The 22296-nt window shown below is 54.6% G+C and carries 21 protein-coding genes and 1 pseudogene; 13 read left to right on the plus strand and 9 right to left on the minus strand.

The genetic code is table 11. The annotated features are described in order from the left end of the window. Positions 1–96 precede the first annotated feature (96 nt). Positions 97–1452: pseudogene (locus tag AL479_RS20735) on the minus strand (autotransporter outer membrane beta-barrel domain-containing protein); the annotation flags it as partial. A 147-nt stretch (positions 1453–1599) separates the two neighbouring features. Here AL479_RS20735 and AL479_RS20740 point away from each other — a divergent pair. Then, the gene (locus AL479_RS20740; protein WP_061077456.1) at positions 1600–2310 is read left to right on the plus strand and encodes a YnfC family lipoprotein; all 711 of its coding nucleotides are present in this window, start codon (positions 1600–1602) and stop codon (positions 2308–2310) included. A gap of 16 nt (positions 2311–2326) precedes the next feature. Here AL479_RS20740 and speG read toward each other — a convergent pair whose 3' ends face one another. Both speG and AL479_RS20750 read right to left on the minus strand, forming a co-directional pair. After that, complete coding sequence (gene speG / locus AL479_RS20745; protein ID WP_061077457.1) at positions 2327–2887, minus strand: spermidine N1-acetyltransferase; 561 nt, start codon at positions 2885–2887, stop codon at positions 2327–2329. Between the two features lie 48 nt (positions 2888–2935). Continuing rightward, positions 2936–3277, minus strand: a complete 342-nt coding sequence (locus AL479_RS20750; RefSeq protein ID WP_061077458.1) for a DUF1283 family protein — start codon at positions 3275–3277, stop codon at positions 2936–2938. A gap of 152 nt (positions 3278–3429) precedes the next feature. Here AL479_RS20750 and AL479_RS20755 point away from each other — a divergent pair, with 152 nt between their 5' ends. The 4 genes from AL479_RS20755 (at position 3430) to AL479_RS20770 (ending at position 8314) form a co-directional block, all read left to right on the plus strand. Continuing rightward, a complete protein-coding gene (locus AL479_RS20755; RefSeq protein WP_043000743.1) occupies positions 3430–3756 on the plus strand; it encodes a YnfA family protein in 327 nt (108 codons plus the stop codon). 267 nt (positions 3757–4023) lie between these two features. Continuing rightward, a complete protein-coding gene (rspA, locus tag AL479_RS20760; RefSeq protein ID WP_061077459.1) occupies positions 4024–5238 on the plus strand; it encodes a starvation-sensing protein RspA in 1215 nt (404 codons plus the stop codon). 58 nt (positions 5239–5296) lie between these two features. Further along, on the plus strand, positions 5297–6634 hold the full coding sequence (locus AL479_RS20765; RefSeq protein WP_061077460.1) for an MFS transporter: 1338 nt from the start codon (positions 5297–5299) through the stop codon (positions 6632–6634). A 213-nt stretch (positions 6635–6847) separates the two neighbouring features. After that, a complete protein-coding gene (locus AL479_RS20770; protein ID WP_061077461.1) occupies positions 6848–8314 on the plus strand; it encodes a mannitol dehydrogenase family protein in 1467 nt (488 codons plus the stop codon). Positions 8315–8363: 49 nt separating this feature from the next. On the opposite strand, the gene ydfZ is transcribed toward AL479_RS20770, so the two are convergent. From ydfZ to ydfG, 3 genes are all read right to left on the minus strand, one after another. Further along, positions 8364–8567 (minus strand): putative selenium delivery protein YdfZ, encoded by a 204-nt coding sequence (gene ydfZ, locus AL479_RS20775; RefSeq protein WP_042319125.1) that lies wholly within the window; start codon positions 8565–8567, stop codon positions 8364–8366. A 186-nt stretch (positions 8568–8753) separates the two neighbouring features. Continuing rightward, on the minus strand, positions 8754–9440 hold the full coding sequence (locus AL479_RS20780) for a GntR family transcriptional regulator (protein ID WP_061077462.1): 687 nt from the start codon (positions 9438–9440) through the stop codon (positions 8754–8756). 87 nt (positions 9441–9527) lie between these two features. Further along, complete coding sequence (gene ydfG / locus AL479_RS20785) at positions 9528–10274, minus strand: bifunctional NADP-dependent 3-hydroxy acid dehydrogenase/3-hydroxypropionate dehydrogenase YdfG (protein WP_042319121.1); 747 nt, start codon at positions 10272–10274, stop codon at positions 9528–9530. 138 nt (positions 10275–10412) lie between these two features. Here ydfG and dcp point away from each other — a divergent pair, with 138 nt between their 5' ends. Together dcp and AL479_RS20795 are read left to right on the plus strand one after the other, a co-directional pair. After that, on the plus strand, positions 10413–12458 hold the full coding sequence (dcp, locus tag AL479_RS20790; RefSeq protein WP_061077463.1) for a peptidyl-dipeptidase Dcp: 2046 nt from the start codon (positions 10413–10415) through the stop codon (positions 12456–12458). A 124-nt stretch (positions 12459–12582) separates the two neighbouring features. Continuing rightward, a complete protein-coding gene (locus AL479_RS20795; RefSeq protein WP_061077464.1) occupies positions 12583–13749 on the plus strand; it encodes a serine hydrolase domain-containing protein in 1167 nt (388 codons plus the stop codon). 443 nt (positions 13750–14192) lie between these two features. Here AL479_RS20795 and AL479_RS24270 read toward each other — a convergent pair whose 3' ends face one another. The 3 genes from AL479_RS24270 to ftrA form a co-directional block, all read right to left on the minus strand. Continuing rightward, positions 14193–14294: a hypothetical protein gene (locus AL479_RS24270; protein ID WP_420535879.1), complete on the minus strand. Its 102-nt coding sequence runs from the start codon at positions 14292–14294 to the stop codon at positions 14193–14195. Continuing rightward, positions 14294–14389 (minus strand): protein MgtS, encoded by a 96-nt coding sequence (mgtS, locus tag AL479_RS20800; protein WP_000901367.1) that lies wholly within the window; start codon positions 14387–14389, stop codon positions 14294–14296. The genes AL479_RS24270 and mgtS overlap by 1 nt, the downstream gene beginning before the upstream one ends. Before the next feature lie 104 nt (positions 14390–14493). Continuing rightward, the gene (gene ftrA / locus AL479_RS20805; protein ID WP_413228143.1) at positions 14494–15465 is read right to left on the minus strand and encodes a transcriptional regulator FtrA; all 972 of its coding nucleotides are present in this window, start codon (positions 15463–15465) and stop codon (positions 14494–14496) included. 94 nt (positions 15466–15559) lie between these two features. Between ftrA and AL479_RS20810 the strand changes: the two genes are divergently transcribed. From AL479_RS20810 to urtD, 6 genes are all read left to right on the plus strand, one after another. Further along, entirely contained in the window at positions 15560–15961 is a 402-nt protein-coding gene (locus tag AL479_RS20810; protein WP_061077466.1) for a rhodanese-like domain-containing protein, read from the plus strand. A gap of 151 nt (positions 15962–16112) precedes the next feature. Further along, on the plus strand, positions 16113–17216 hold the full coding sequence (locus AL479_RS20815) for a cobalamin-independent methionine synthase II family protein (RefSeq protein ID WP_061077467.1): 1104 nt from the start codon (positions 16113–16115) through the stop codon (positions 17214–17216). 225 nt (positions 17217–17441) lie between these two features. After that, positions 17442–18713 carry an urea ABC transporter substrate-binding protein gene (urtA, locus tag AL479_RS20820; protein WP_061077468.1) on the plus strand — a complete coding sequence of 424 codons (1272 nt, stop codon included), beginning with the start codon at positions 17442–17444 and terminating at the stop codon, positions 18711–18713. A gap of 130 nt (positions 18714–18843) precedes the next feature. Beyond that, entirely contained in the window at positions 18844–20418 is a 1575-nt protein-coding gene (gene urtB, locus AL479_RS20825; protein WP_061077469.1) for an urea ABC transporter permease subunit UrtB, read from the plus strand. Continuing rightward, positions 20418–21491, plus strand: coding sequence for an urea ABC transporter permease subunit UrtC (gene urtC / locus AL479_RS20830; protein ID WP_061077470.1), 1074 nt, complete (start codon positions 20418–20420; stop codon positions 21489–21491). The genes urtB and urtC overlap by 1 nt, the downstream gene beginning before the upstream one ends. Further along, positions 21491–22288: an urea ABC transporter ATP-binding protein UrtD gene (urtD, locus tag AL479_RS20835; RefSeq protein WP_061077471.1), complete on the plus strand. Its 798-nt coding sequence runs from the start codon at positions 21491–21493 to the stop codon at positions 22286–22288. The genes urtC and urtD overlap by 1 nt, the downstream gene beginning before the upstream one ends. Positions 22289–22296: the final 8 nt, after the last annotated feature.

Here is a 22296-nt window from a genome sequence, read left to right on the forward strand (position 1 = left end):
CGTTGATGAATCTGAAAGATCGCTTTACTCCGCAAAACACAAACCCCGACCTCGTCGGGGTTTGTGAGAAATTCTGTGTCGCCACGGAGGAAGGGGTTAGAAGCTGTATTTCAGCCCCAGCATACCTTGCGTATCTTTGTAACCATTATCGCCAATCTGCTGGGCAACGTTACCCCACAGGGTGACGTTCTTCGTCAGTTGACCTTCAACACCGGCTTTCAGTTCGCCAATATTGCGGTTGCCTTTCACGTCGTTGCTGATGTCATCCATCTTCACGCTGTAGCTGCTGGTGTTGTGGATCCAGTTGGCTTCGACGAACGGCTGGAAGGTGCGGTCTTTGCCGTCATCCATGGCGTTATGCCCCTGCAGATAGGCTTTCACGCCCAGTCGCGTTTGCAGATTGCCGTCGGTTTTATCCACCACCCGGGTACCGTTTTTCTCAACGTGAGTATCGGCCTGCACGTCCATCCAGGTGATCTGGGCTTTAGGCTGGATGTACAGCGCATTACGCTCGCTGAATTCGGCCAGTTTCCAGGTGTAGCCCGTTTCGACAGAGGCGGTGATGCCGTCCGAGTCATACTTTTCAGACGCCAGGCCCTGTCCGGAGACGGTGTTGTCAAACCAGTTGTAGAGCATCCAGCCATCAACATACGCACCGGTTTTATCGGCGTCGTTGGCATACCAGGTGCCGTACAGACCCGCGCTGTAGCCGCTGATCTCCCCGCGTGAGGTGTAGCCGGTCAGGCTGGAGTGGCTGCGGCTCTTGCTGTTGGCGTAACCGGCCATCAGACCCAGATGCCAGCGATCGAGACCGTCGGTGCTCCATTGCGCGATATCACCGCCCAGTTGCATCACATAACGGTTGCTCTGGGTGCTGATCTGCCCGGAACCGTCCTTGAAGCGGTTATGTCCACCGACATGACGCATCCACAGGCTGGTGACTTTCTGTTCGCCGGTTAACGCGTCGGTGTACTGGGTTTCACCCAGACGATCATGAAGACGGGTGGTGAACAGCGTGTTGGCGGCAAGGGTGTTCGCCAGATAGCTGCCGGTTTCCGGGCGATACTGATGTTCACCAGGTTGGGGAATGGGTTGTTCTGGCGTTTCCGGTGAGGCTGGCGCGGGTTCATCCGGCGGTAACGGCTCCGCAATAGCCTCGCTGGTCAGATGCCAGTTCTGGTTGTTCTTTTTAATGATGTTGTAATCGTAAGCGCCCGCGACGATACGACCTTCTTTGATAAAGGTACCGTTGGAAGAACCTTCTACTTCCACAATGGGGATACCTTCTACCGTTTGTGAACCGCCGCCACCAGCGTTAGTGACGCTGACACGCGTGGTGCCGCTGGTATCTCCGCGAACCACTAGTTTATCGGTCGCTGAAAGATCATCACCGAGTACGGTGCGCAAGGCCAGCAGACCGTTGTTGCCCGCATAATTGCCGTTGATGGTCAATATGTTTGATCTTGATCAGATTACGCGATAGAGATAAGTGAATTCTGGTCACGTTTTACCCATTTTTTGCCACTTTCGCGCAGGTATACAGTAAACGACAGTCTTTGCTACTATGACTGAAGATCATCCTTTTCTCCTGGGGAACCTGTGAAAAAACAGATATTTCTTTTTGCGCTTGGCGTTGCGCTGGTGGGATGCGACAACAGCGCGGTGCCGCTCTCCTTTACGCCGGAAATGGCCAGCTTTTCTAATGAATTTGATTTTGACCCCTTACGCGGGCCAGTAAAAGACTTCAGCCAGACGTTGCTTAATGAAAAGGGTGAAGTGACGAAGCGCGTCAACGGCACGCTGTCTGAGGAAGGCTGTTTTGACTCGCTGGAGTTGCACGATCTCGAAAACAATACCGGCGTGGCGCTGGTGCTGGACGCGAACTTTTATCGCGATGCCGAAACGCTGGAGAAAAAGGTGCGTTTGCAGGGGAAATGCCAGCTCGCAGAACTGCCGTCGGCGGGCGTTGTCTGGGATACCGATGATAACGGCTTTGTGGTTACGGCGACGGGAAAAGAGATGAAAGTCCAGTATCGCTACGATGCAGAAGGGTATCCGCTCGGCAAAACCACGATCAGCAAGGACCAGACGTTATCCGTCAGCGCAAAACCGTCGACCGATCCACGTAAGAAGCTGGATTACACGGCGATAAGCCTGCTAAACGATCACCCTCTGGGGAACGTTAAGCAAACCTGTGACTATGACCGTCATGCCAATCCCACGGACTGTACGCTGGTGATCGTTGATGAAAGCGTTAAGCCCGCGGTCGAGCACAATTACACGATCAAAAATACCATCGATTACTATTGAGAGGACCGCGCAGCGATTACTGCGCGGTAGGTTTTAACATCGTCGGACCGGGTGAGCGATGCTCTGCCAGGTACTGATGCTGGAAGATACACATCCGGATCGTGTTGCGGTATTCCCCGTTAATAAAGAATTCATGAATCAGCTCGCCTTCGACCATAAAGCCCAGCTTACGGTAGATGTGGATCGCCTTTTCGTTCTCTTTATCAACGATGAGGTACAGCTTATAGAGGTTAAGTACGGTAAATCCGTAGTCCATCGCCAGTTTAGCGGCTCGTGAGGCCAGACCCTTTCCCTGGTATTCCGGGGAAATAATGATCTGAAATTCAGCCCGACGGTGGACATGGTTAATTTCAACCAGTTCGACCAGGCCAGCTTTTTCACCGTCACATTCCACGACGAAACGACGTTCGCTTTGATCGTGAATGTGCTTATCGTAGAGATCGGACAACTCGACGAACGCTTCGTAAGGCTCTTCAAACCAGTAGCGCATCACGCTGGCGTTGTTGTCGAGTTGATGGACAAAACGTAAATCTTCACGCTCCAGCGGGCGCAGCTTTACACTGAGGGCGCTTGTCATACCAAATCCTTAACGTCTCGTTTAATGCTTTGTATTTACTACGTTGTATCAGGGGGCGACCACGCGACCGGTGCGACGATCCAGACAGCGCAGGGTGTTCGGTTCCCAGTACGCGTTCAGGTTAGCACTCTGTTCGCAGCTGTCGCGGTTGTCAAAGGCGGCATCCGCTTTATCCCACTCTTTTTCCGCGCGTTTGTTCACTTTCTGACGCAGACTGCGCGTGTCATCCCACTGTTCTTTTTGCATGGCTGCCTGTTGACGACTCAGGGCGCTATCGCCTGATTCAATCACCAGTCGGCTGGTCTCAGCCTGCGCGGTCGCGGTGTAGACGACAGCACCCAGCAGCAACATTGCCGTCAGGCACAGGCGTTTGCGAAGCGTAATGTTCATGGCAAGTTCCTTTTATGAGCGACGCAAAAAGCATCATTAGCAGGTAAATTCTACACCATTCCTCGCACACGGCATACCCGGCGGAAGGTTATGGATAAGATCGGGTGATTATGGCGTATCATGCCTGAACCTCAGGTCAATGAACGATTCAGATGCTTAAAACCACGCTGCTATTTTTTGCTACCGCGCTTTGCGAAATCATCGGTTGTTTTCTTCCCTGGCTTTGGCTGAAGCGGGGGGCCACCGTCTGGCTGCTGTTACCCGCAGGCGTTGCGCTGGCGCTGTTCGTCTGGTTGCTGACGCTGCATCCGGCCGCCAGCGGTCGGGTGTATGCCGCGTATGGCGGGGTTTACGTGTGTACCGCACTGATCTGGCTGCGCGTCGTGGATGGGGTAAAACTCAGCCTGTATGACTGGAGCGGTGCGCTCATTGCGCTCTGTGGAATGCTGATCATTGTGGCGGGATGGGGGCGTGGTTAAGCGTCCCTTGCGCATAATGCGTCACGCTATAGTCGTATGACATGTGCCATTTCCCGTGATTACCTCTTTATTCTTTTTTAATTCAATTGATTAAGATGTCCTGCGCGTCTCTGCGCAGGCATCCACCAGACGTATCCCCTGCAAAGTCTTCTTTTATAGCCCGCAATTTTTTGTGATCAAGATAGAAAAACATGCCTCTTATACTTGTATGGTAGTATGTGTATTTCGTAGATTCTCACCATCACCACACAGAACCAGGAAGAAAAAATGAAGATTGTAGGGGCTGAGGTTTTTGTCACCTGTCCGGGACGTAACTTTGTCACACTGAAGATTACGACCGAGGACGGTATCACCGGTCTGGGAGACGCCACGCTGAATGGACGTGAGTTATCCGTCGCGTCTTACCTTAAAGATCATCTTTGCCCGCAGCTGATCGGTCGTGATGCGCACCGCATCGAAGATATCTGGCAGTTCTTTTATAAAGGCGCGTACTGGCGTCGTGGCCCGGTGACCATGTCTGCTATCTCCGCCGTCGACATGGCGCTGTGGGATATCAAAGCCAAAGCCGCCAACATGCCGCTGTATCAACTGCTGGGTGGCGCATCGCGCGAAGGGGTGATGGTCTACTGCCACACCACCGGTCACACCGTTGATGATGTGCTGGAAGACTATGCGCGCCATAAAGAGATGGGCTTCAAAGCCATCCGCGTTCAGTGCGGCGTGCCGGGTATGAAAACCACTTACGGTATGGCGAAGGGAAAAGGGCAGGCCTATGAACCCGCCACCAAAGGACAGTGGCCGGAAGAGCAACTGTGGTCGACAGAAAAGTATCTTGATTTCACGCCGAAACTGTTCGAGGCGGTACGCAATAAGTTCGGCTTCAACGAGCATCTGCTGCACGACATGCACCACCGTCTGACGCCCATTGAAGCGGCGCGCTTTGGGAAAAGCATCGAGGATTATCGCCTTTTCTGGATGGAAGATCCGACGCCTGCCGAGAACCAGGAGTGCTTCCGATTGATCCGTCAGCACACGGTAACCCCGATTGCCGTCGGTGAGGTCTTCAACAGCATCTGGGACTGCAAGCAGCTTATAGAAGAACAGCTCATCGATTATATCCGCACCACGATCACCCATGCGGGCGGGATCACCGGCATGCGTCGCATCGCCGACTTCGCCTCGCTCTACCAGGTGCGTACAGGTTCACACGGACCGTCCGATCTTTCTCCGGTTTGTATGGCGGCAGCACTGCATTTTGACCTGTGGGTACCGAACTTTGGCGTTCAGGAATACATGGGCTATTCCGAACAGATGCTGGAAGTCTTCCCGCACAACTGGACCTTTGACAACGGCTATATGCATCCGGGCGAGAAGCCGGGACTGGGTATCGAGTTCGATGAAAAACTGGCGGCGAAATATCCCTATGACCCCGCCTATCTGCCGGTTGCCCGGCTTGAAGATGGCACCTTGTGGAACTGGTAAGTTAAAATTTATACGACATGGATGTTGTTCACCTCTGAACCAACGAAGGTAATTATTTATGGTTAGTTCCGTTGATATTAAAAATGATGTTGATAGCAAACCTGTAGTTCGTCGCGTCGCTTCTGCTTCAGCGATTGGTACTGCAGCTGAATACTATGACTTTTTTGCTTATGGCACTGCGGCGGTGCTGTTCTTTGGCCACTTGTTCTTCCCCAGTGACGATCCGTTAATCAGTACGCTGGCCGCATTTGCTACCTATGCGGTGGGCTTCCTGGCAAGGCCTTTGGGGGGAATTGTCTTTGGTCATATCGGCGATAAAGTGGGGCGTAAAAAAGCGCTGGTAATTACAATACTGATTGTCGGCCTTGGGACATTCTGCATTGGCTTATTGCCAACGTACGAAAAAATCGGTGTCTGGGCGCCCGTTCTGTTGATCTTCATTCGTGTACTCCAGGGGTTTGGTGTTGGTGGCGAACAGGCAGGGGCGGTATTGATGACGGCTGAATATGCCGAACCTAAGCGGCGGGGATTCTTTGCCAGTTGGGTACAAATCGGTGCGCCGGTCGGCTTTTTGTTACCGATGGCTCTGTTTGCACTACTCAATGCCACGTTATCCCCTGAAGCAATGATGGATTATGGCTGGCGTATTCCGTTCCTGCTTAGTCTGCTGCTGGTAATTGTTGGCCTGTTTATTCGCCTGAGAATCGATGAATCACCGGTTTTTGCGCAGATTCGTGAGACGAAAGCGGAAGAGTCTCGTCCACTGATTGAAGTCATCCGCGATTTTCCTGGCATCGTGGTAAAAGGCGTCTGCGCAAAACTGATTGAAGCCTGTACTTTTGCCATGTTCACGGTAATCGTCCTGGCGTACGGCAAAGCCAATAATCTGGATGCCAATATCTTAATGGAAACCATGATTATCGCGGTGGTGATCGAAGTGCTTGCCATACCCATGATGGGCGCGCTCTGCGACAAAATTGGTCGTAAGCCGGTGTATATCATGGGGGCGCTGATTCAGGTCATCATGATTATTCCGTTCTTCCTGGCCATTAATCAGGACAATTTCTGGTTGACGCAACTGGTGATGATTATCGTCATTAGTTTTGGGCATAGCATGTGCTACGCACCACAGGCATCGTTCTTCCCGGAACTCTTCCCGACGCACATTCGTTGCAGCGGCATCGCGTTAATCTGGCAATTGGGTTCACTGATTGGCAGCGGGGTGCTGGGGCTGGTGGCAGTGAAGATTTTGCAGATGACCGGTGGGCATTACTACGGATTAGCAAGCTATGTGATTGTTCTCGGTATCATTTCTGTTATCGGCTTGCTCATGATGCCTGAAACGGCACCTCAGCGACTCAAGCGTGAATACCAGGAGTGGCATAAGCACGATTAAGAGGATTACCCCCTAATGGCTGCATGGATGCAGCCAGCTCTCAGCCCAGGGAACCTGCCCTGGGCGTCAGGCTCAGCATCAGGAACTGCATCCTGTCACATAACTTTCAAATGATGTTATACCAATTAGCAAAATATTAATTCAAATCAAAACATACAACCATACAGGCGTTACTCTGGGACCGTCCTGATTTCATTCAAAGTAGGTCATACAATGCAAAACAAGCTCTTAACGGCAAAAGCGACGCTGCCTGGCTACGATCGCAACCGACTGATCCCGCGTATTGTCCATCTTGGTTTTGGTGCTTTCCACCGTGCGCACCAGGGTGTCTATACCGATATCCTCGCGGCGGAGCACAACAGCGACTGGGGGTACTGCGAAGTGAACCTGATCGGCGGCGAGCAGCAGATCGCCGATCTCAAACAGCAGGATAATCTCTATACCGTGGCGGAAATGTCTGCCGATGCCTGGACCGCGAGAGTCGTGGGCGTGGTGAAAAAGGCGCTGCATGCTCAGGTTGACGGGCTGGAGAGCGTGCTGGCGGCGATGTGTGAACCACAGGTTGCGATTGTTTCACTGACGATTACTGAGAAAGGGTATTGCCATTCCCCGGCGACCGGACAGCTGATGCTGGATCACCCGATGATTGCCGCCGATCTGCAAAACCCACATCAACCGAAATCTGCGCCGGGTGTGGTGGTTGAAGCGCTGGCGCGCCGTAAAGCGGCGGGCTTAGCCGCCTTCACCGTGATGTCCTGTGACAACATGCCGGAAAACGGTCATGTGATGCGTAACGTGGTCACCGCCTACGCGCGTGCCGTGGACGCCGAACTGGCCGCGTGGATCGAACAACACGTCACGTTCCCGTCGACGATGGTTGACCGCATTGTTCCGGCTGTCACCGTTGACACACTGGATAAAATTGAAAACCTGACTGGTGTGCGCGATCCGGCAGGCGTAGCCTGCGAGCCATTCCGTCAGTGGGTGATTGAAGATAACTTTGTTGCCGGTCGTCCGCAGTGGGAAAAAGCCGGGGCGGAACTGGTTTCTGACGTGATCCCGTTTGAAGAGATGAAATTGCGGATGCTCAACGGCAGCCACTCATTCCTCGCGTATCTGGGCTATCTCGCCGGGTATCAGCATATCAACGACTGCATGGGTGATGAAAATTATCGTGTGGCTGCCCGTGCATTGATGCTCAATGAGCAGGCGCCCACGCTGAAAGTGCAAGGGGTGGATCTCACTCGTTATGCCGATCTGCTCATCGAACGCTACAGCAACCCGGCGCTGCGTCACCGTACCTGGCAGATTGCGATGGACGGTAGCCAGAAATTACCTCAGCGGATGCTCGATTCTGTGCGCTGGCATCTGGCACATAATAGTCGTTTTGATTTGCTGGCGCTGGGCGTGGCGGGCTGGATGCGCTACGTCGGCGGCGTGGACGAACAGGGAAATGCCATTGAAGTCAACGATCCGCTTCTGCCGGTGATCCAACAGGCGGTACAAAACAGTGCGGAAGGTGAAAGCCGCGTTGAGGCGCTGCTGGCAATCGAGGCGATTTTTGGTAACGAACTGCCGCAGGTTGCGTTGTTCACGCAGGCCGTGAAAGAAGCGTATCAGACGTTGCTGGCGGAAGGGGCGAAAGCCACCGTGGCAAAATATGCGGCAAAAATGAAGTAACTGCCTCAGGACTGCCGGATAATCAAGGCATTATCCGGCACTCACACCATTAGTTCATGCCGAGACGAATCAATTCTACCGGGGCAAATTTGCCTTCACAGCCTTCCACTTCGACTGTTTTTTCACGACGAATTTGCGCCGCATCCAGGCCTTCGGTCTCAATCGCTTTGATGCGACCGGTATGGCCGGTGCCACTGATCATCACGCGGCTGCCTGTGGTGATTGCGTTACGGTTACGATCGTATGTCATCATGGTATTTTCTCCTTTCTAACTTACCGTCAAAGCCCGTGGGCTCAGGTCCCACGTAACGGGCGCTATATAAATACGCTTATCAGTCAGGAATTTTTTTGTTTTTGATCAATCTCACATCTTTTTTGATGTGGACATGCAGGGGAGAAAACGGAGAGACCTCATCTCAGAAGAGATGAGGCAGGGGAATTACTCTTCGCTGAACCAGTCGCTGTTTTCCTGGCGGATCAGCAGGACCGACTCGCCGATTTCTTGCAGATGCTGAGTCATGGCTTTCTCGACGGCATCGGCGTCGTGTTTTTCCAGGGCAGCAAAAATATCGAGATGCTGGCGGAGCAACATTTCCGGCGGAGAGACGTGATCGAGGCTCATATAACGCACACGGTCGATGGTGGCTTTGATATTTTCGATGGTGTCCCAGGCCAGCTGACAGTCCGCAATGGTTGCCAGTTTCTGGTGAAAATTGTCATCCAGCTCGAAGAAATCATTCAGCTGTTTGCGCTCAATCGCAATCCGCTGCTGATTGAGGTTCTGCTCAAGCTGATAGCACTGACTGTCGGTGATTTGGGCTGCGGCCCGCCGCGCCACCGCGCATTCGATAGCCTGACGGACAAAGCAGCCGTTTCGCACCTGCGAGAGGGAGATCTTGTTGACGTAGCTGCCGCGCTGCGGACGGATCTGAATCAAGCCGTTTTCCGCGAGCTTAATAAACGCTTCACGCACCGGTTGGCGAGACACATCGAAGCGAACAGACACCTCTTTTTCGGACAGCGGCGTGCCTGGCGCAATAAGGCAGTGGACGATGTCACGGCGAAGAATGCGATAAATCTGCTGATTTACGGGCTGTGTAGGATTGAGTTGCGTTTCGACAGTCATTCGCTCTTACTTTTTAGAAAGTTAACCCACAAATTCTACCACTTTTTTGTCGCGAGCTATACCCGGCCCGTGGGCCGGGAGGCAAAATTAACCGCGATGAACGCTCAGTCCGGCAAAAGACTGCGTCACTGGCATCATTTCTACCGTATTGATGTTTACATGGGCAGGCAGGGTGGCGACCCACCAGACCGCTTCGGTCACATCTTCCGGCGTCAGTGCCGTGGTGTTCTCATAGGTTTTGCCCGCTTTATTGTCATCGCCTTTAAAGCGCACATTGGAAAACTCGGTACCGCCCACCAGACCCGGCTCGATATCCGTGACGCGAACGGCTGTGCCGTGCAGGTCGGTGCGCAGGTTCAGACTGAACTGACGTACAAACGCCTTGGTCGCGCCATACACGTTGCCGCCGGCATAAGGCCAACTGCCTGCGGTAGAGCCGATGTTGATGATATGACCGCGGTTACGCTCGACCATGCCTGGCAGGACGGCGCGGGTCATGTAAATCAGCCCTTTGTTGTTGGTATCGATCATGGTTTCCCAGTCTTCCACGCTGGCTTTATGCGCAGGTTCCAGACCCAGCGCCAGCCCGGCGTTGTTGACCAGCAGGTCGATGTCACGCCACTCAGCAGGTAAGGATGCCAGCATCTCTTCAATGGCTGCGCGGTTACGCACATCCAGTTGCGCGGTCAGCACGTTATCCCCCAGCGACTCTTTTAACTCTTGCAGGCGTTCCTGGCGACGGCCAGTGGCAATGACTTTATGCCCGTTCTCAACAAAACGACGTGTAATGCATTCACCAAAACCTGCTGTTGCTCCGGTTACTAAAACGATCATCTCACTGTTCCTCAACGCTTTTTACGTTTAACTACCATAGCACGCGATCCGCCCTCGCGGGTAATCCTGGTTTTACAGGATTGCGGTCTTTTACCCTGAAGCCTACTCTATTGAACAAATCGTTTTCAGGAGTGAAAGATGTCGTTAACGAATCCGTTCTTTAGCCACAGCCTGTTACCGTACCAGGCTCCTCGTTTTGATTTGATTAAGACGGAACACTATCGTCCCGCATTTGACGAAGGGATGAAGCAAAAGCGCGCGGACATTGCCGCCATTATTGCCAACAGCGCTGCCCCGGATTTTGCCAATACGGTTCTTGCACTGGAGAAAAGTGGTGAGTTGTTAACCCGCGTCAGCAGCGTCTTCTTCGCCATGACCGCGGCACATACTCATGATGAACTTCAGCGTCTCGATGAGGCGTTTTCTGCCGAGCTCGCGGAACTGGCGAATGATATCTGGCTGAACAGCACGTTGTTTTCCCGCGTTGATTGCGTCTGGCAACAGCGTGATGCGCTGGGGCTCGACGATGAATCCATGCGTCTGATCGAGGTGACACACCAACGCTTTGTTCTCGCCGGCGCCCAACTGAGCGACGCCGATAAAGCGCAACTCTGTGCGCTCAATACCGAAGCCGCGACGCTCACCAGCCAGTTTAACCAGCGCCTGCTGGCGGCGAATAAATCCGGTGGACTGGTGGTCGATTATGCCCATCAACTGGAGGGACTCAGCGCGGAAGAGATCGCCAGCGCGCGACAGGCGGCGAGCGAAAAAGGGCTAGCCGAGGGATGGTTGATACCACTGCTGAATACCACGCAACAGCCGGCGTTGAGCGCGCTGCGCGATCGCCAGACCCGGGAGAATCTGTTTAACGCCGGGTGGCGTCGTGCTGAAAAAGGCGATGACAACGACACGCGAGCGCTGATTCAGCGGCTGGTAGCCCTTCGCGCCCGCCAGGCGCAACTGCTGGGGTTTGCCGATTATGCATCGTGGAAAATCGCCGATCAGATGGCAAAAACGCCGGAGGCTGCGCTGGCCTTTATGCGTGCGATCGTCCCTGCAGCGCGCCAACGGGCGTTGAGTGAACTGGCCGAGATCCAACAGGTGATTGATGATGAACAGGGCGGGTTTACCGCACAGGCCTGGGACTGGTCTTTTTATGCCGGGCAGGTGCGACGTGCGAAATATGCGTTAGATGAATTGCAGCTCAAACCCTATTTCGAACTGAATACCGTTTTGCACGAAGGGGTATTCTGGACCGCCAACCAACTGTTCGGCATCAAATTCATCGAGCGCTTTGATATTCCGGTCTACCATCCGGATGTCCGCGTCTGGGAAATCTTCGATCATAACGGCGTCGGGCTGGCGCTTTTTTACGGTGATTTCTTTGCCCGTGATTCGAAAAGCGGCGGCGCCTGGATGGGCAATTTCGTCGAGCAGTCGAGGCTCAACGAAACCCAACCGGTTATTTACAACGTCTGTAATTATCAGAAACCCGCCTCAGGACAGCCCGCGCTGTTACTCTGGGATGATGTCATCACGTTGTTCCATGAGTTCGGCCATACTCTGCACGGACTGTTTGCGTCACAGCGCTATGCGTCGCTGTCGGGAACCAATACGCCGCGTGATTTCGTCGAGTTTCCGTCGCAAATCAACGAACACTGGGCGAGCCATCCAGTGGTATTTGCGCGCTATGCCCGCCACGCGGTCACCGGTGAAAAAATGCCAGAGGCGTTACAGGACAAAATGCGTAAGGCAAGCCTGTTCAATAAAGGCTATGACATGAGCGAACTGCTCAGCGCCGCGCTGCTGGATATGGGCTGGCACAGTCTGTCTGTTGACGAGCCCCCTCAGGACGTTGAAATGTTTGAAAAACAGCGGCTGGCGGCGGAGCAACTCGATCTTCCGGCGGTGCCGCCGCGCTATCGCAGCAGCTATTTTGCCCATATTTTCGGCGGCGGGTACGCGGCGGGCTACTATGCCTATCTCTGGACGCAGATGCTGGCAGATGACGGCTTTCAGTGGTTTGTGGAGCAGGGCGGACTGACGCGTGAGAACGGCCAGCGGTTCCGTGACGCGATTTTGTCACGGGGCAACAGTGAAGATTTAGAACGCCTTTACCCGGCATGGCGGGGGAGTGAGCCGCAGATCGGCCACATGCTCAAACATCGCGGCCTGGCGGGATAACACAATCGCCCCCTCATTATTAGCAACTTGATGTACAATGCGGGCTCCTTTTTCCGGAGTCCGCATTGTACATGTCTGTTTTCCTGCCTTTCTGCGCTGATATCCTTCAGGCGACTTTCTGTTCATGAAAGCGTTCGCGCCACTCCTTCTTTCTTCTGCTCTGCTGCTGACCGGTTGTGGCAACAGCACCTTATCGCAGTTGGATATGCCTGCCGAACAGAGTGCGCAGGCGGTCGTGGGGTACTATGCGCGCGGCATCGATCCGATGATCCGCCAGTATATGCAGGAAAAGCAGGTGAGTGGAATGGTGGTTGCTGTCATTCAACATAACGGACCGGCTGAGTTTCACAGTTACGGTGTGACCGACAGCCGACATCGTTATCCGATCACCCCGGACACGCTGTTTGCGCTGGGGTCGCTGAGTAAAGGGGTGACGGCTGAAATCACTACTGTGCTGGTGAATCAGGGCGTGCTGCAATGGAACGACACGCTGGCGCAGCTTCTGCCGACGAATACGCCGCTGAGCGATGACGCCAGAAAGATTACTCTACTGCAACTGGCGACGCATACCTCCGGTCTGCCCAGACAGCCGATGGATCTGCTGACTCTGGAAAATCTTCTGCGTTATTTCAGTACGGGGGAAAATTTCTATACCCAACTGGATAACGATACGGTGCTGACTTCTCTTGCCGACTTCACCGCGCCAGAGGCGCGTGTGCCGCACTATTCCAATATCGGTTATGCGCTGCTGGGCTACATTGTGCAGCGTCGTACCGGCGAGTCGATCCCGTCGCTGGCGAATCGTCTGATCTTCCAGCCATTACAGATGAACAACAGCAGTTTTGAGCCCAAGACGCTCAACGCCTATCCGTATCGTGCATTAGGCCATGCGGGAGATCAGCCCAAGCTCATTCGACGCGGTGAACTGACGCCAGACTGGACGTTTAACCACAATATGGTCGGGGCGGCGAGTTTATACAGCAGCGCACGCGATCTGGCGGACTATGCGCGAGCGCATTTTGCGTCGCAAGACAACGCCGTGCTTGCCCGCGCATTTGCGGACGTCTCCCGTACCCAGTTTTATCGTCAGAAAGAAGCCGCGAATATTGCATGGGTAACTGATACGTTAGCCGATCGTCAGGTCACTTATCAGGTCGGATATATTGGCGGTTATTCCAGTTATATTGGCTTTGATAAACAGAACCAGAATGCGGTGGTAGTTCTGCAAAATAGTTTTAACTGGAGTAATTATCTGGGGCATACCATTCTCAGTCAGTTAGCGCCGCGGTAAATTAAACCGCTTGTTGACGTTTCCACGTTAAATAATGCGTGGTGGGGTGCCGTCTTTACAAAACAGACGGTTTATTGACATTAACCTGCACTCGATATGCTAAATTCCCATCAACAAGTTGATTAATGGACTAAAACAGTGACAACCGGAGGTAATATGCAGCTGTTCATGCGCAAGAAATTACAGAGAAAACGCTGGAATTCCCGTCCCGAATCGCAGGACTTACAAAATACACGTTCAGCTGAACCGTGGTCTTCCCGTACTGCATGTTGCCAGAGCAAAAAAGAGTGGAAACGAGAAACGCCGGGATCTTAGCGCCTGCCGTTTAACGTTCATTGAGAATCGGTGTGGTAGGGTGTAGGTGATCCATTGTCGCTGCCGGGACTGGCGGGACGGTGGAAAAAGTAAAATACAAATCTATCCATGCAAGCATTCACCGTCGGTTATCCGGCGGTTTTTTTTTGCCCGTCAGACGCAAAAAAAAATGGCCCCTTGTGCAGTGATGCGACAAGGGGCCTTATCGGTTCAGGACTTTCTCCGTTCATTAGTCATCCCATTTGTGGCTGAAATACGCGGCCAGAAATCCAGAAAATAAAATAATTCCCAGAACGGCCATAAAAACGTTCATATTACCCAGCATCGTTGCCTCCATTTAATTGGTAGTGTGTTTCCTCGCTTACCTTAATTTCGGTTGGTGAAAGAGATAATAGCAGCTTTAACCTAAACAAAAGCTGAATTAGGTGATTATTTAGGGATAAAAGTAAATTTCTTTCGATATTGTGAGGGGGACAGACAATATATGTGTCGAAAATGGTGGCGAAATAACGCTGCGCTGCCAAAACCAGTTTGTTCCGCGATCAATTCCACGCTGAGCGGTGAATTTTCCAGATAATCGCACGCCCGTAATAAACGCTCGTTGAGGATCCAGCGTGCAGGCGTGGTGCCGGTACAGTCGGTAAACCGGCGCAAAAACGTTCGTGGGCTCATCCCGGCGCGTTTGGCCAGCGAGGCGGTATCGTGAGTCATCGTCAGATTCTGGTGCAGAAAATCAAACAGCTGGCCCAGCGTCTGGCTTTCACGCTGCCGGGCAACGGGGCGCAGAAGTTGCTGTGGCTGCGCGCCGTCGCGATGGGGCTGCACCACCAGCCGTCGGGCAACGCTATTGGCAACCTCAAGACCGTAGTCCTCGCGGATCAGATAAAGACACAGATCGATCCCCGCAGCGCTGCCCGCCGAGGTCAGTAACAGTCCGGCATCATGATAGAGAACGTCGTCAAGTACCTCGATAGCCGGAAAACGCTGCCGGAGCGTGTCCGTATAGCGCCAGTGTGTGGTGGCCTTGCGCCCGTCCAGCAACCCTGTTGCTGCCAGCACAAACACGCCAGAACAGATCGACAACAGACGGCAACCTCGCGCCCATGCAGCACGTAGCGCGGCACACAAGGCTTCGGGTACCGGCGCGTCGCTGCCTCGCCAGCCGGGAACCACAACGATATCGGCCTCAGCCAACAGTTCCAGCCCTCCATCCACCATTAACCGCACGCCGCCGGTCGCGCGAAGTGGACCGGCATCGACCGACGCGACGGCAAAACGATACCAGTCTGCGCCCAGTTCCGGGCGCGGCAGACCAAAGATTTCGACCGCTACGCCAAACTCGAAGGTGCACAGCCCGTCATAGGCGAGTACAACCACAAGCGGGCGCGGCGATTTTGGCATAATCCTGGTGTTTTTTGGCATGGTCGAAGGCGGTACGTCAGCTCAGAGATGGTTAAATTATTGTAAACACAATCGTCCCTGAGGAGAAAGTAGAATGAGTCATGTCACTGAGTTTCCCGCCGCCGCATCCACCGTTGCGGTCAACCATTTCCTGTCGCGTCTGAGTCTGGAAACCGATTGTGCCGATGTCCATGAGAGCATCCGCAATGGGGAACCGGATTTCGTCTTACTCCACGTGGTGGGAAAACCGGATATGTTTGCACGTCGCCATCTTCCGGGGGCGATCCATCTGCCGCACGCCATGATGACCGCCGAACGCATGGCGCAGTGGCCTGTGGATACGCTGTTCGTGGTTTACTGCGCCGGGCCTCACTGTAACGGTGCCGACCGCGCGGCATTAAGGCTCGCCAGACTGGGCATACCGGTGAAGGTAATGATTGGCGGCATCACCGGATGGGAAGATGAAGGGTTCGCGTTTTCCTGTCTTGTGGAGTGAAGATGAATTTTTTTCATCATCCATGAATTTATCTCGTTTGCCTGAGCGACAAGGGTATGTCAATTTGGACGCATAGACATCCAGAAGTCTAAATGTTCAAATAAGAAACTATCACGTCAGGCAACCTTTGCCTGACGACGAAGGAGATCACATGCAAAGACAACAGGCCCCATTTCGCGCAGAAGTCGTTGGCAGCTTTTTACGTCCCGACGACATCAAAGTTGCTCGTCAGCAGTTTTCACGTGGCGAGTTAAGCGCACCACAGCTGCGCGCCATTGAAGACGAAGCCATTCGTCGGGTGGTCGAACAGCAGTGCGCCTGCGGTCTGCATGTGGTGACGGACGGCGAGTTTCGCCGCGCCTGGTGGCATTTTGATTTCTTCGATGGTTTGCAAGGGGTCGAGCGTTATGACTCACAGCAGGGGATTCAGTTTAACGGCGTACAGACCAAAGCGCATGGCGTTCGGGTCACGGGTAAACTGGCGTTCGGCGATCATCCGATGCTGGAAGATTTTCGCTATCTGAAGCGCATCAGCGGTAACGCCCAGCCGAAGATGACGATTCCCAGCCCCAGCGTGCTGCACTTTCGCGGCGGACGTAAAGATATCGATGCGACGGTCTATCCGGATCTGAAGGACTATTTTGACGATCTGGCGACCACCTGGCGCGATGCGATCCACGCCTTCTACGCCGCAGGCTGTCGCTATCTGCAGCTGGATGACACGGTGTGGGCTTATCTCTGTTCTGATGCTCAGCGTCAGCAAATTCGCGAACGTGGCGACGACCCTGACACGCTGGCGCGGATTTATGCCGATGTGATCAACCGGGCGCTGGCGGATAAGCCTGCCGACCTGACGGTGGGACTGCACGTATGCCGGGGCAACTTCCGTTCAACCTGGATCTCTGAAGGCGGCTATGAGCCGGTTGCGGAGATCCTGTTCGGCAGCGTCAATGTCGATGCCTTCTTCCTGGAGTACGACAACGATCGCTCTGGCGATTTTGCGCCGCTGCGTTTTATCCGTCCAGGCCATCAGCAGGTGGTTCTCGGACTGGTGACCACTAAAAATGGCGAACTGGAAAACCCGGATGGCGTAAAAGCACGCCTGCAGGAAGCGGCGCAATATGTCGACAAAGCGCAAATTTGTCTCAGCCCGCAGTGCGGCTTTGCCTCAACGGAAGAAGGGAACACGCTCACGGAAGCCCAGCAGTGGAACAAAATCAAACTTATCACCGAAATAGCTCAACAGGTCTGGTAAGTTGCCTCAATAATGCACACCGCGTTGCACATAAATAATGCAACGCGGGTTCATTGTGGAGCATCCCCCGCGCGAAGCCTTGCAGGCCGCGCACGCCAACCCTTTTTCCTCTTTGCCTTCGTCCTGGCATCCTTTTTGCCTTATCCCTCCTGAACTCTTTTTTGCGCCGTGTTGTTTGTCGGTAGCACCAGAACTCACAGCATTTCTATTTTCAGGAGTGAAATTATGCAGCGTCGTACCTTACTCAAAGCGTTTGCCCTTTCGGCCTCGGTGGTCGCGATGGGACTCAGTTTTAGCGTTCAGGCCGCCGATACCATCAAAGTGGGCATTATGCATTCACTGTCCGGCACGATGGCGATTTCCGAAACGCCGCTAAAAGATGTGGCTCTGATGACGATTGATGAGATCAACGCCAAAGGGGGCGTTCTGGGTAAAAAGCTGGAACCGGTGGTGGTTGATCCGGCCTCAAACTGGCCGCTGTTCGCCGAGAAAGCCCGACAGCTATTGAGTCAGGATAAAGTGGCGGTGGTGTTTGGCTGCTGGACCTCTGTGTCGCGTAAGTCAGTGTTGCCGGTTTTTGAAGAGCTGAACGGCCTGCTGTTCTACCCCGTCCAGTACGAAGGGGAAGAGATGTCGCCGAACGTCTTCTACACCGGCGCGGCGCCTAACCAGCAGGCGATCCCGGCGGTGGAGTATCTGCTGAGTGAGGATGGGGGAAGCGCTAAACGCTTCTTCCTGCTGGGCACCGACTATGTTTATCCGCGCACCACCAACAAGATCCTGCGTGCGTTCCTGCATTCGAAAGGGATTGCCGATAAAGACATCGAAGAGGTCTACACCCCATTTGGGCACAGTGATTACCAGACCATTGTCGCCAATATCAAAAAATTCTCCGCAGGTGGAAAAACGGCTGTCGTTTCAACCATTAACGGCGATTCTAACGTCCCATTTTATAAAGAGCTGGCAAACCAGGGCCTGAAAGCCACTGATGTTCCGGTGGTCGCGTTCTCGGTTGGTGAAGAAGAACTGCGCGGGATTGATACCAAACCGCTGGTTGGCAACCTTGCCGCCTGGAACTACTTCGAATCGGTCGATAACGCCACCAACCAGAAATTCGTTGCCGATTATCGAGCGTACGCCAAAGCCCATAAGCTGCCGAATGCCGATACCGTGGTGACAAACGATCCGATGGAAGCGACGTACGTGGGTCTGCATATGTGGGCGCAGGCCGTCGAAAAAGCCGGGACGACGGATGTGGATAAAGTCCGGGCGGCAATGGCCGGACAGTCCTTCAAGGCGCCGTCGGGCTTTACGCTGACGATGGATGCCACCAATCACCATCTGCACAAACCGGTGATGATTGGCGAGATTGAAGGCAACGGTCAGTTCAACGTCGTCTGGCAGACCGAAGAACCGGTTCGCGCTCAGCCGTGGAGCCCGTTTATTGCCGGTAATGACAAGAAATCTGAACAGCCGGTGAAAACAGCCAGCAACTAACGATAAGCCCTCCTGCGGGCGCAGACGGCGAAATGCCCGATAGGGCGCAAGCCGTCATCCGGCGAAAGCGTCGCAAGGTTTGTCAACGTTCTTATCCCTCCCGCGGAGGGGGACTTCTGGAGATCACGACATGAAAGCCATGGGCTTTATTCGCGGTTTGTTGCTGGCGTGCGGGCTTCTACCATGGTTCGTTCAGGCCAGCGATGCCGATGCGTTTGTCGCTGCCAGCCGTACCGGCCAGGCGCAACTGCTCGAACAGTGGGCGTCAACCCCTGACCCCCAGCGTCTGCCGCTGCTGACGGCGCTGAGCCGGGAGGCGCTGCTCACCGACAGCACAAAACAGGCTTTCACCCGTGAAGGGACGCAGGTTGTGCCCCTGGGAACGGCCAGTAGCCCGACGGGAACGTTAAAACCTCTGCGCCTGACCAACCGACTGCGCATTCTTGTGGCCGGCGCACTGGCGACGCATCAACTTGTTAGTGACAGTGTCACGAAAAGGTTGGCGGCGACCCGTACGCTACAGCGCGACGCACAGCCGTCCATGCTGCCTTTTATCCAACAGCGACTGGCACAGGAAACCGATGCGGAAGTGAAATCACGCCTGACCCGCGTTCTGGCTAACCTGCAACTGACCAGTCCGTCGGCAGAAGTTCGCCGTCAGGCGATCATGCTGCTGGGCGATTCCAGCGATCCGGAAATGCAGGCACGCCTGCAACCGTTTACCGACACGGCGCATGAACCGGATGCCAGCGTGCGCGCGGCGGCCAGTGACAGCCTGGCGCGTATCCAACAGCGGATGGCGATTGGCGATCTGCTCGGACAGGCGTTTATGGGACTGTCGCTCGGATCGGTGCTGCTGCTGGCGGCGCTCGGTCTGGCGATCACCTACGGCCTGTTGGGGGTGATCAACATGGCGCACGGCGAAATGTTGATGCTTGGGGCCTACTGTACGTGGATGGTGCAACAGGCGATGGCGCAGTTTGTACCGCAGTGGCTGGCCTTTTATCCGCTGGTCGCCTTGCCGGTTGCCTTTATGTTTACTGCTGGCGCGGGAATGATTCTGGAACGCGGGGTGATCCGCCATCTTTACGGACGTCCACTGGAAACGCTGCTGGCGACGTGGGGCATCAGCCTCATGCTTGTCCAGCTCGTGCGGATGACTTTCGGGGCACAAAACCTGGAGGTGGCGAATCCGGCGTGGCTGTCGGGTGGCGTACAGGTTTACGCCAGTCTGGTGCTACCGTGGAACCGCATTGTGGTGCTGGGGTTCGCGCTGCTGGTGCTGTTCTTCACCTGGCTGCTGCTGAACAAAACGCGACTGGGTATGCGGGTACGCGCCGTGACCCAGAACCGCAGTATGGCGGCCTGCTGCGGCGTTCCGACCGGGCGTGTGGATATGCTGGCCTTCGGACTGGGTTCAGGTATTGCCGGACTCGGCGGCGTCGCCCTGTCGCAACTGGGTAACGTCGGTCCGGAACTGGGCCAGGGCTATATCATCGACTCCTTCCTGGTGGTGGTGCTGGGCGGCGTCGGTCAACTTGCCGGTAGCGTGGCGGCGGCGTTCGGTCTCGGCGTGTTCAACAAAATCCTCGAACCGCAGATGGGAGCGGTACTCGGGAAGATTGTCATTCTGGTGTTGATCATTCTGTTTATCCAGAAGCGACCCCAGGGATTGTTTGCTCTGAAAGGGAGAGTTACCGAATAATGACGATGCCAATGACCTTAACACTGGCGCGTAAAGCGCCGCGCATCAGTCGGGCGCTGGCGGGGATTATCCTGTTGGCGCTGATGATCCTGCCGTTTCTTGCCTTGCTGCCCGCCGATCATCCGCTGGCGATTTCCGTGTGGACGTTGACGCTGGCCGGGAAAATTCTCTGCTACGCGGTGGTGGCGGTCGCACTGGATCTGGTCTGGGGTTATGCCGGGATGCTGTCGCTGGGGCACGGTCTTTTCTTTGCGCTTGGCGGCTACGCGATGGGGATGTACCTGATGCGTCAGGCCTCCGGTGAAGGGCTGCCCGCGTTTATGTCCTTTCTCTCGTGGAGCGAGTTGCCGTGGTTCTGGTGGGGAACCCAGCATTTTGCGTGGGCAATGGCGCTGGTGGTACTGGTGCCCGGCGGGCTGGCGCTGATCTTTGGCTACTTTGCTTTTCGCTCGAAGATTAAAGGCGTCTACTTTTCGATCATGACTCAGGCGCTGACCTTCGCCGGTATGCTGCTGTTCTTTCGCAATGAGACCGGTTTTGGCGGCAACAACGGGTTTACCGGTTTTACCACGCTTCTGGGGCTGCCGGTTACTGCCACCACCACGCGTATCGGGTTGTTTCTGGCGACGCTATTGCTGCTGGTGCTGGCATTGTGGCTGGGGTTTGCGCTGGCGCGCAGTAAGTTTGGCCGGATCCTCACCGCCGTGCGCGACGCGGAAAACCGGCTGATGTTTTGCGGTTATGACCCAAAAGGCTTCAAGCTGCTGGTCTGGACGCTTTCTGCCGTGTTGTGCGGCCTGGCAGGGGCATTGTATGTGCCACAGGTCGGGATTATTAACCCCAGCGAAATGTCGCCCACTAACTCTATCGAAGCCGCCATCTGGGTGGCGCTTGGCGGGCGTGGCTCGTTGATCGGCCCGGTCATTGGCGCGGTGGTCGTGAACGGTGCCAAAAGCCTCTTCACCGTCATCATGCCGGAATACTGGCAGCTGTTTCTGGGGCTGATCTTCATAGGCGTCACGCTGTTTTTACCCCGTGGCGTGATTGGCCTGTTCCGCAAAGGAGACAAATAATGCAGCCGGATGAAGGCCTTTTTACCCGCCAGGTTCCCGGCGATCGCTATCGCCAGCAGACGGACCCGGTGCTGCAACTGGAAAACATCAACGTCAGCTTTGACGGTTTTAAGGCATTAACCAATCTCACGCTGAATATTGGCGTTGGTGAACTGCGTTGTGTCATTGGCCCTAACGGCGCGGGGAAAACCACGTTGATGGATGTGATTACCGGGAAGACGCGTCCGCAAAGCGGTAAGGCGCTGTATGACCAGTCAACCGATCTGACCACGCTGGACCCAATCGCCATTGCCCGCCAGGGTATTGGCCGTAAGTTTCAAAAGCCGACGGTGTTCGAAGCGCTGACGGTGGCAGAAAACCTCGAGCTGGCGATGAAAAACGATAAATCGGTGTGGGCGTCACTGCGCGCACGGTTAAACAGCGAACAGCGCGACCGCATCGATGAGATGCTTGGCTTGCTGCGGCTGCGGACAGAAAGAGGGCGTCGTGCCGGAATGTTGTCACACGGTCAGAAGCAGTTTCTCGAGATCGGTATGCTGCTGGTGCAGGAACCGCACCTGCTATTACTGGATGAACCCGCGGCCGGCATGACCGATGCGGAGACGGAATATACGGCAGAACTGTTTCGTACGCTGGCGGGCAAGCATTCGCTGATGGTGGTGGAACATGATATGGGCTTTGTAGAAACCATTGCCGACCACGTCACGGTGCTCCATCAGGGAAGCGTGCTGGCGGAAGGCAGTCTGCGCGAGGTACAGGCCAACGAGCAGGTGATTGACGTCTATCTTGGGCGCTAAGGAGTACA

Origin of the sequence: Citrobacter amalonaticus, assembly GCF_001559075.2 — a bacterium.
In the GTDB taxonomy this organism is placed as follows: domain Bacteria; phylum Pseudomonadota; class Gammaproteobacteria; order Enterobacterales; family Enterobacteriaceae; genus Citrobacter_A; species Citrobacter_A amalonaticus_F.

Excerpts from the sequence above, each read along its gene's own strand:
- speG (WP_061077457.1), bottom strand. The coding sequence starts at position 2,887 with ATGACAAGCGCCCTCAGTGTAAAGCTGCGCCCGCTGGAGCGTGAAGAT.
- AL479_RS20750 (WP_061077458.1), bottom strand. The coding sequence starts at position 3,277 with ATGAACATTACGCTTCGCAAACGCCTGTGCCTGACGGCAATGTTGCTG.
- AL479_RS20755 (WP_043000743.1), top strand. The coding sequence starts at position 3,430 with ATGCTTAAAACCACGCTGCTATTTTTTGCTACCGCGCTTTGCGAAATC.
- rspA (WP_061077459.1), top strand. The coding sequence starts at position 4,024 with ATGAAGATTGTAGGGGCTGAGGTTTTTGTCACCTGTCCGGGACGTAAC.
- AL479_RS20765 (WP_061077460.1), top strand. The coding sequence starts at position 5,297 with ATGGTTAGTTCCGTTGATATTAAAAATGATGTTGATAGCAAACCTGTA.
- AL479_RS20770 (WP_061077461.1), top strand. The coding sequence starts at position 6,848 with ATGCAAAACAAGCTCTTAACGGCAAAAGCGACGCTGCCTGGCTACGAT.
- ydfZ (WP_042319125.1), bottom strand. The coding sequence starts at position 8,567 with ATGATGACATACGATCGTAACCGTAACGCAATCACCACAGGCAGCCGC.
- AL479_RS20780 (WP_061077462.1), bottom strand. The coding sequence starts at position 9,440 with ATGACTGTCGAAACGCAACTCAATCCTACACAGCCCGTAAATCAGCAG.
- ydfG (WP_042319121.1), bottom strand. The coding sequence starts at position 10,274 with ATGATCGTTTTAGTAACCGGAGCAACAGCAGGTTTTGGTGAATGCATT.
- dcp (WP_061077463.1), top strand. The coding sequence starts at position 10,413 with ATGTCGTTAACGAATCCGTTCTTTAGCCACAGCCTGTTACCGTACCAG.
- AL479_RS20795 (WP_061077464.1), top strand. The coding sequence starts at position 12,583 with ATGAAAGCGTTCGCGCCACTCCTTCTTTCTTCTGCTCTGCTGCTGACC.
- AL479_RS24270 (WP_420535879.1), bottom strand. The coding sequence starts at position 14,294 with ATGAACGGAGAAAGTCCTGAACCGATAAGGCCCCTTGTCGCATCACTG.
- mgtS (WP_000901367.1), bottom strand. The coding sequence starts at position 14,389 with ATGCTGGGTAATATGAACGTTTTTATGGCCGTTCTGGGAATTATTTTA.
- ftrA (WP_413228143.1), bottom strand. The coding sequence starts at position 15,465 with ATGCCAAAATCGCCGCGCCCGCTTGTGGTTGTACTCGCCTATGACGGG.
- AL479_RS20810 (WP_061077466.1), top strand. The coding sequence starts at position 15,560 with ATGAGTCATGTCACTGAGTTTCCCGCCGCCGCATCCACCGTTGCGGTC.
- AL479_RS20815 (WP_061077467.1), top strand. The coding sequence starts at position 16,113 with ATGCAAAGACAACAGGCCCCATTTCGCGCAGAAGTCGTTGGCAGCTTT.
- urtA (WP_061077468.1), top strand. The coding sequence starts at position 17,442 with ATGCAGCGTCGTACCTTACTCAAAGCGTTTGCCCTTTCGGCCTCGGTG.
- urtB (WP_061077469.1), top strand. The coding sequence starts at position 18,844 with ATGAAAGCCATGGGCTTTATTCGCGGTTTGTTGCTGGCGTGCGGGCTT.
- urtC (WP_061077470.1), top strand. The coding sequence starts at position 20,418 with ATGACGATGCCAATGACCTTAACACTGGCGCGTAAAGCGCCGCGCATC.
- urtD (WP_061077471.1), top strand. The coding sequence starts at position 21,491 with ATGCAGCCGGATGAAGGCCTTTTTACCCGCCAGGTTCCCGGCGATCGC.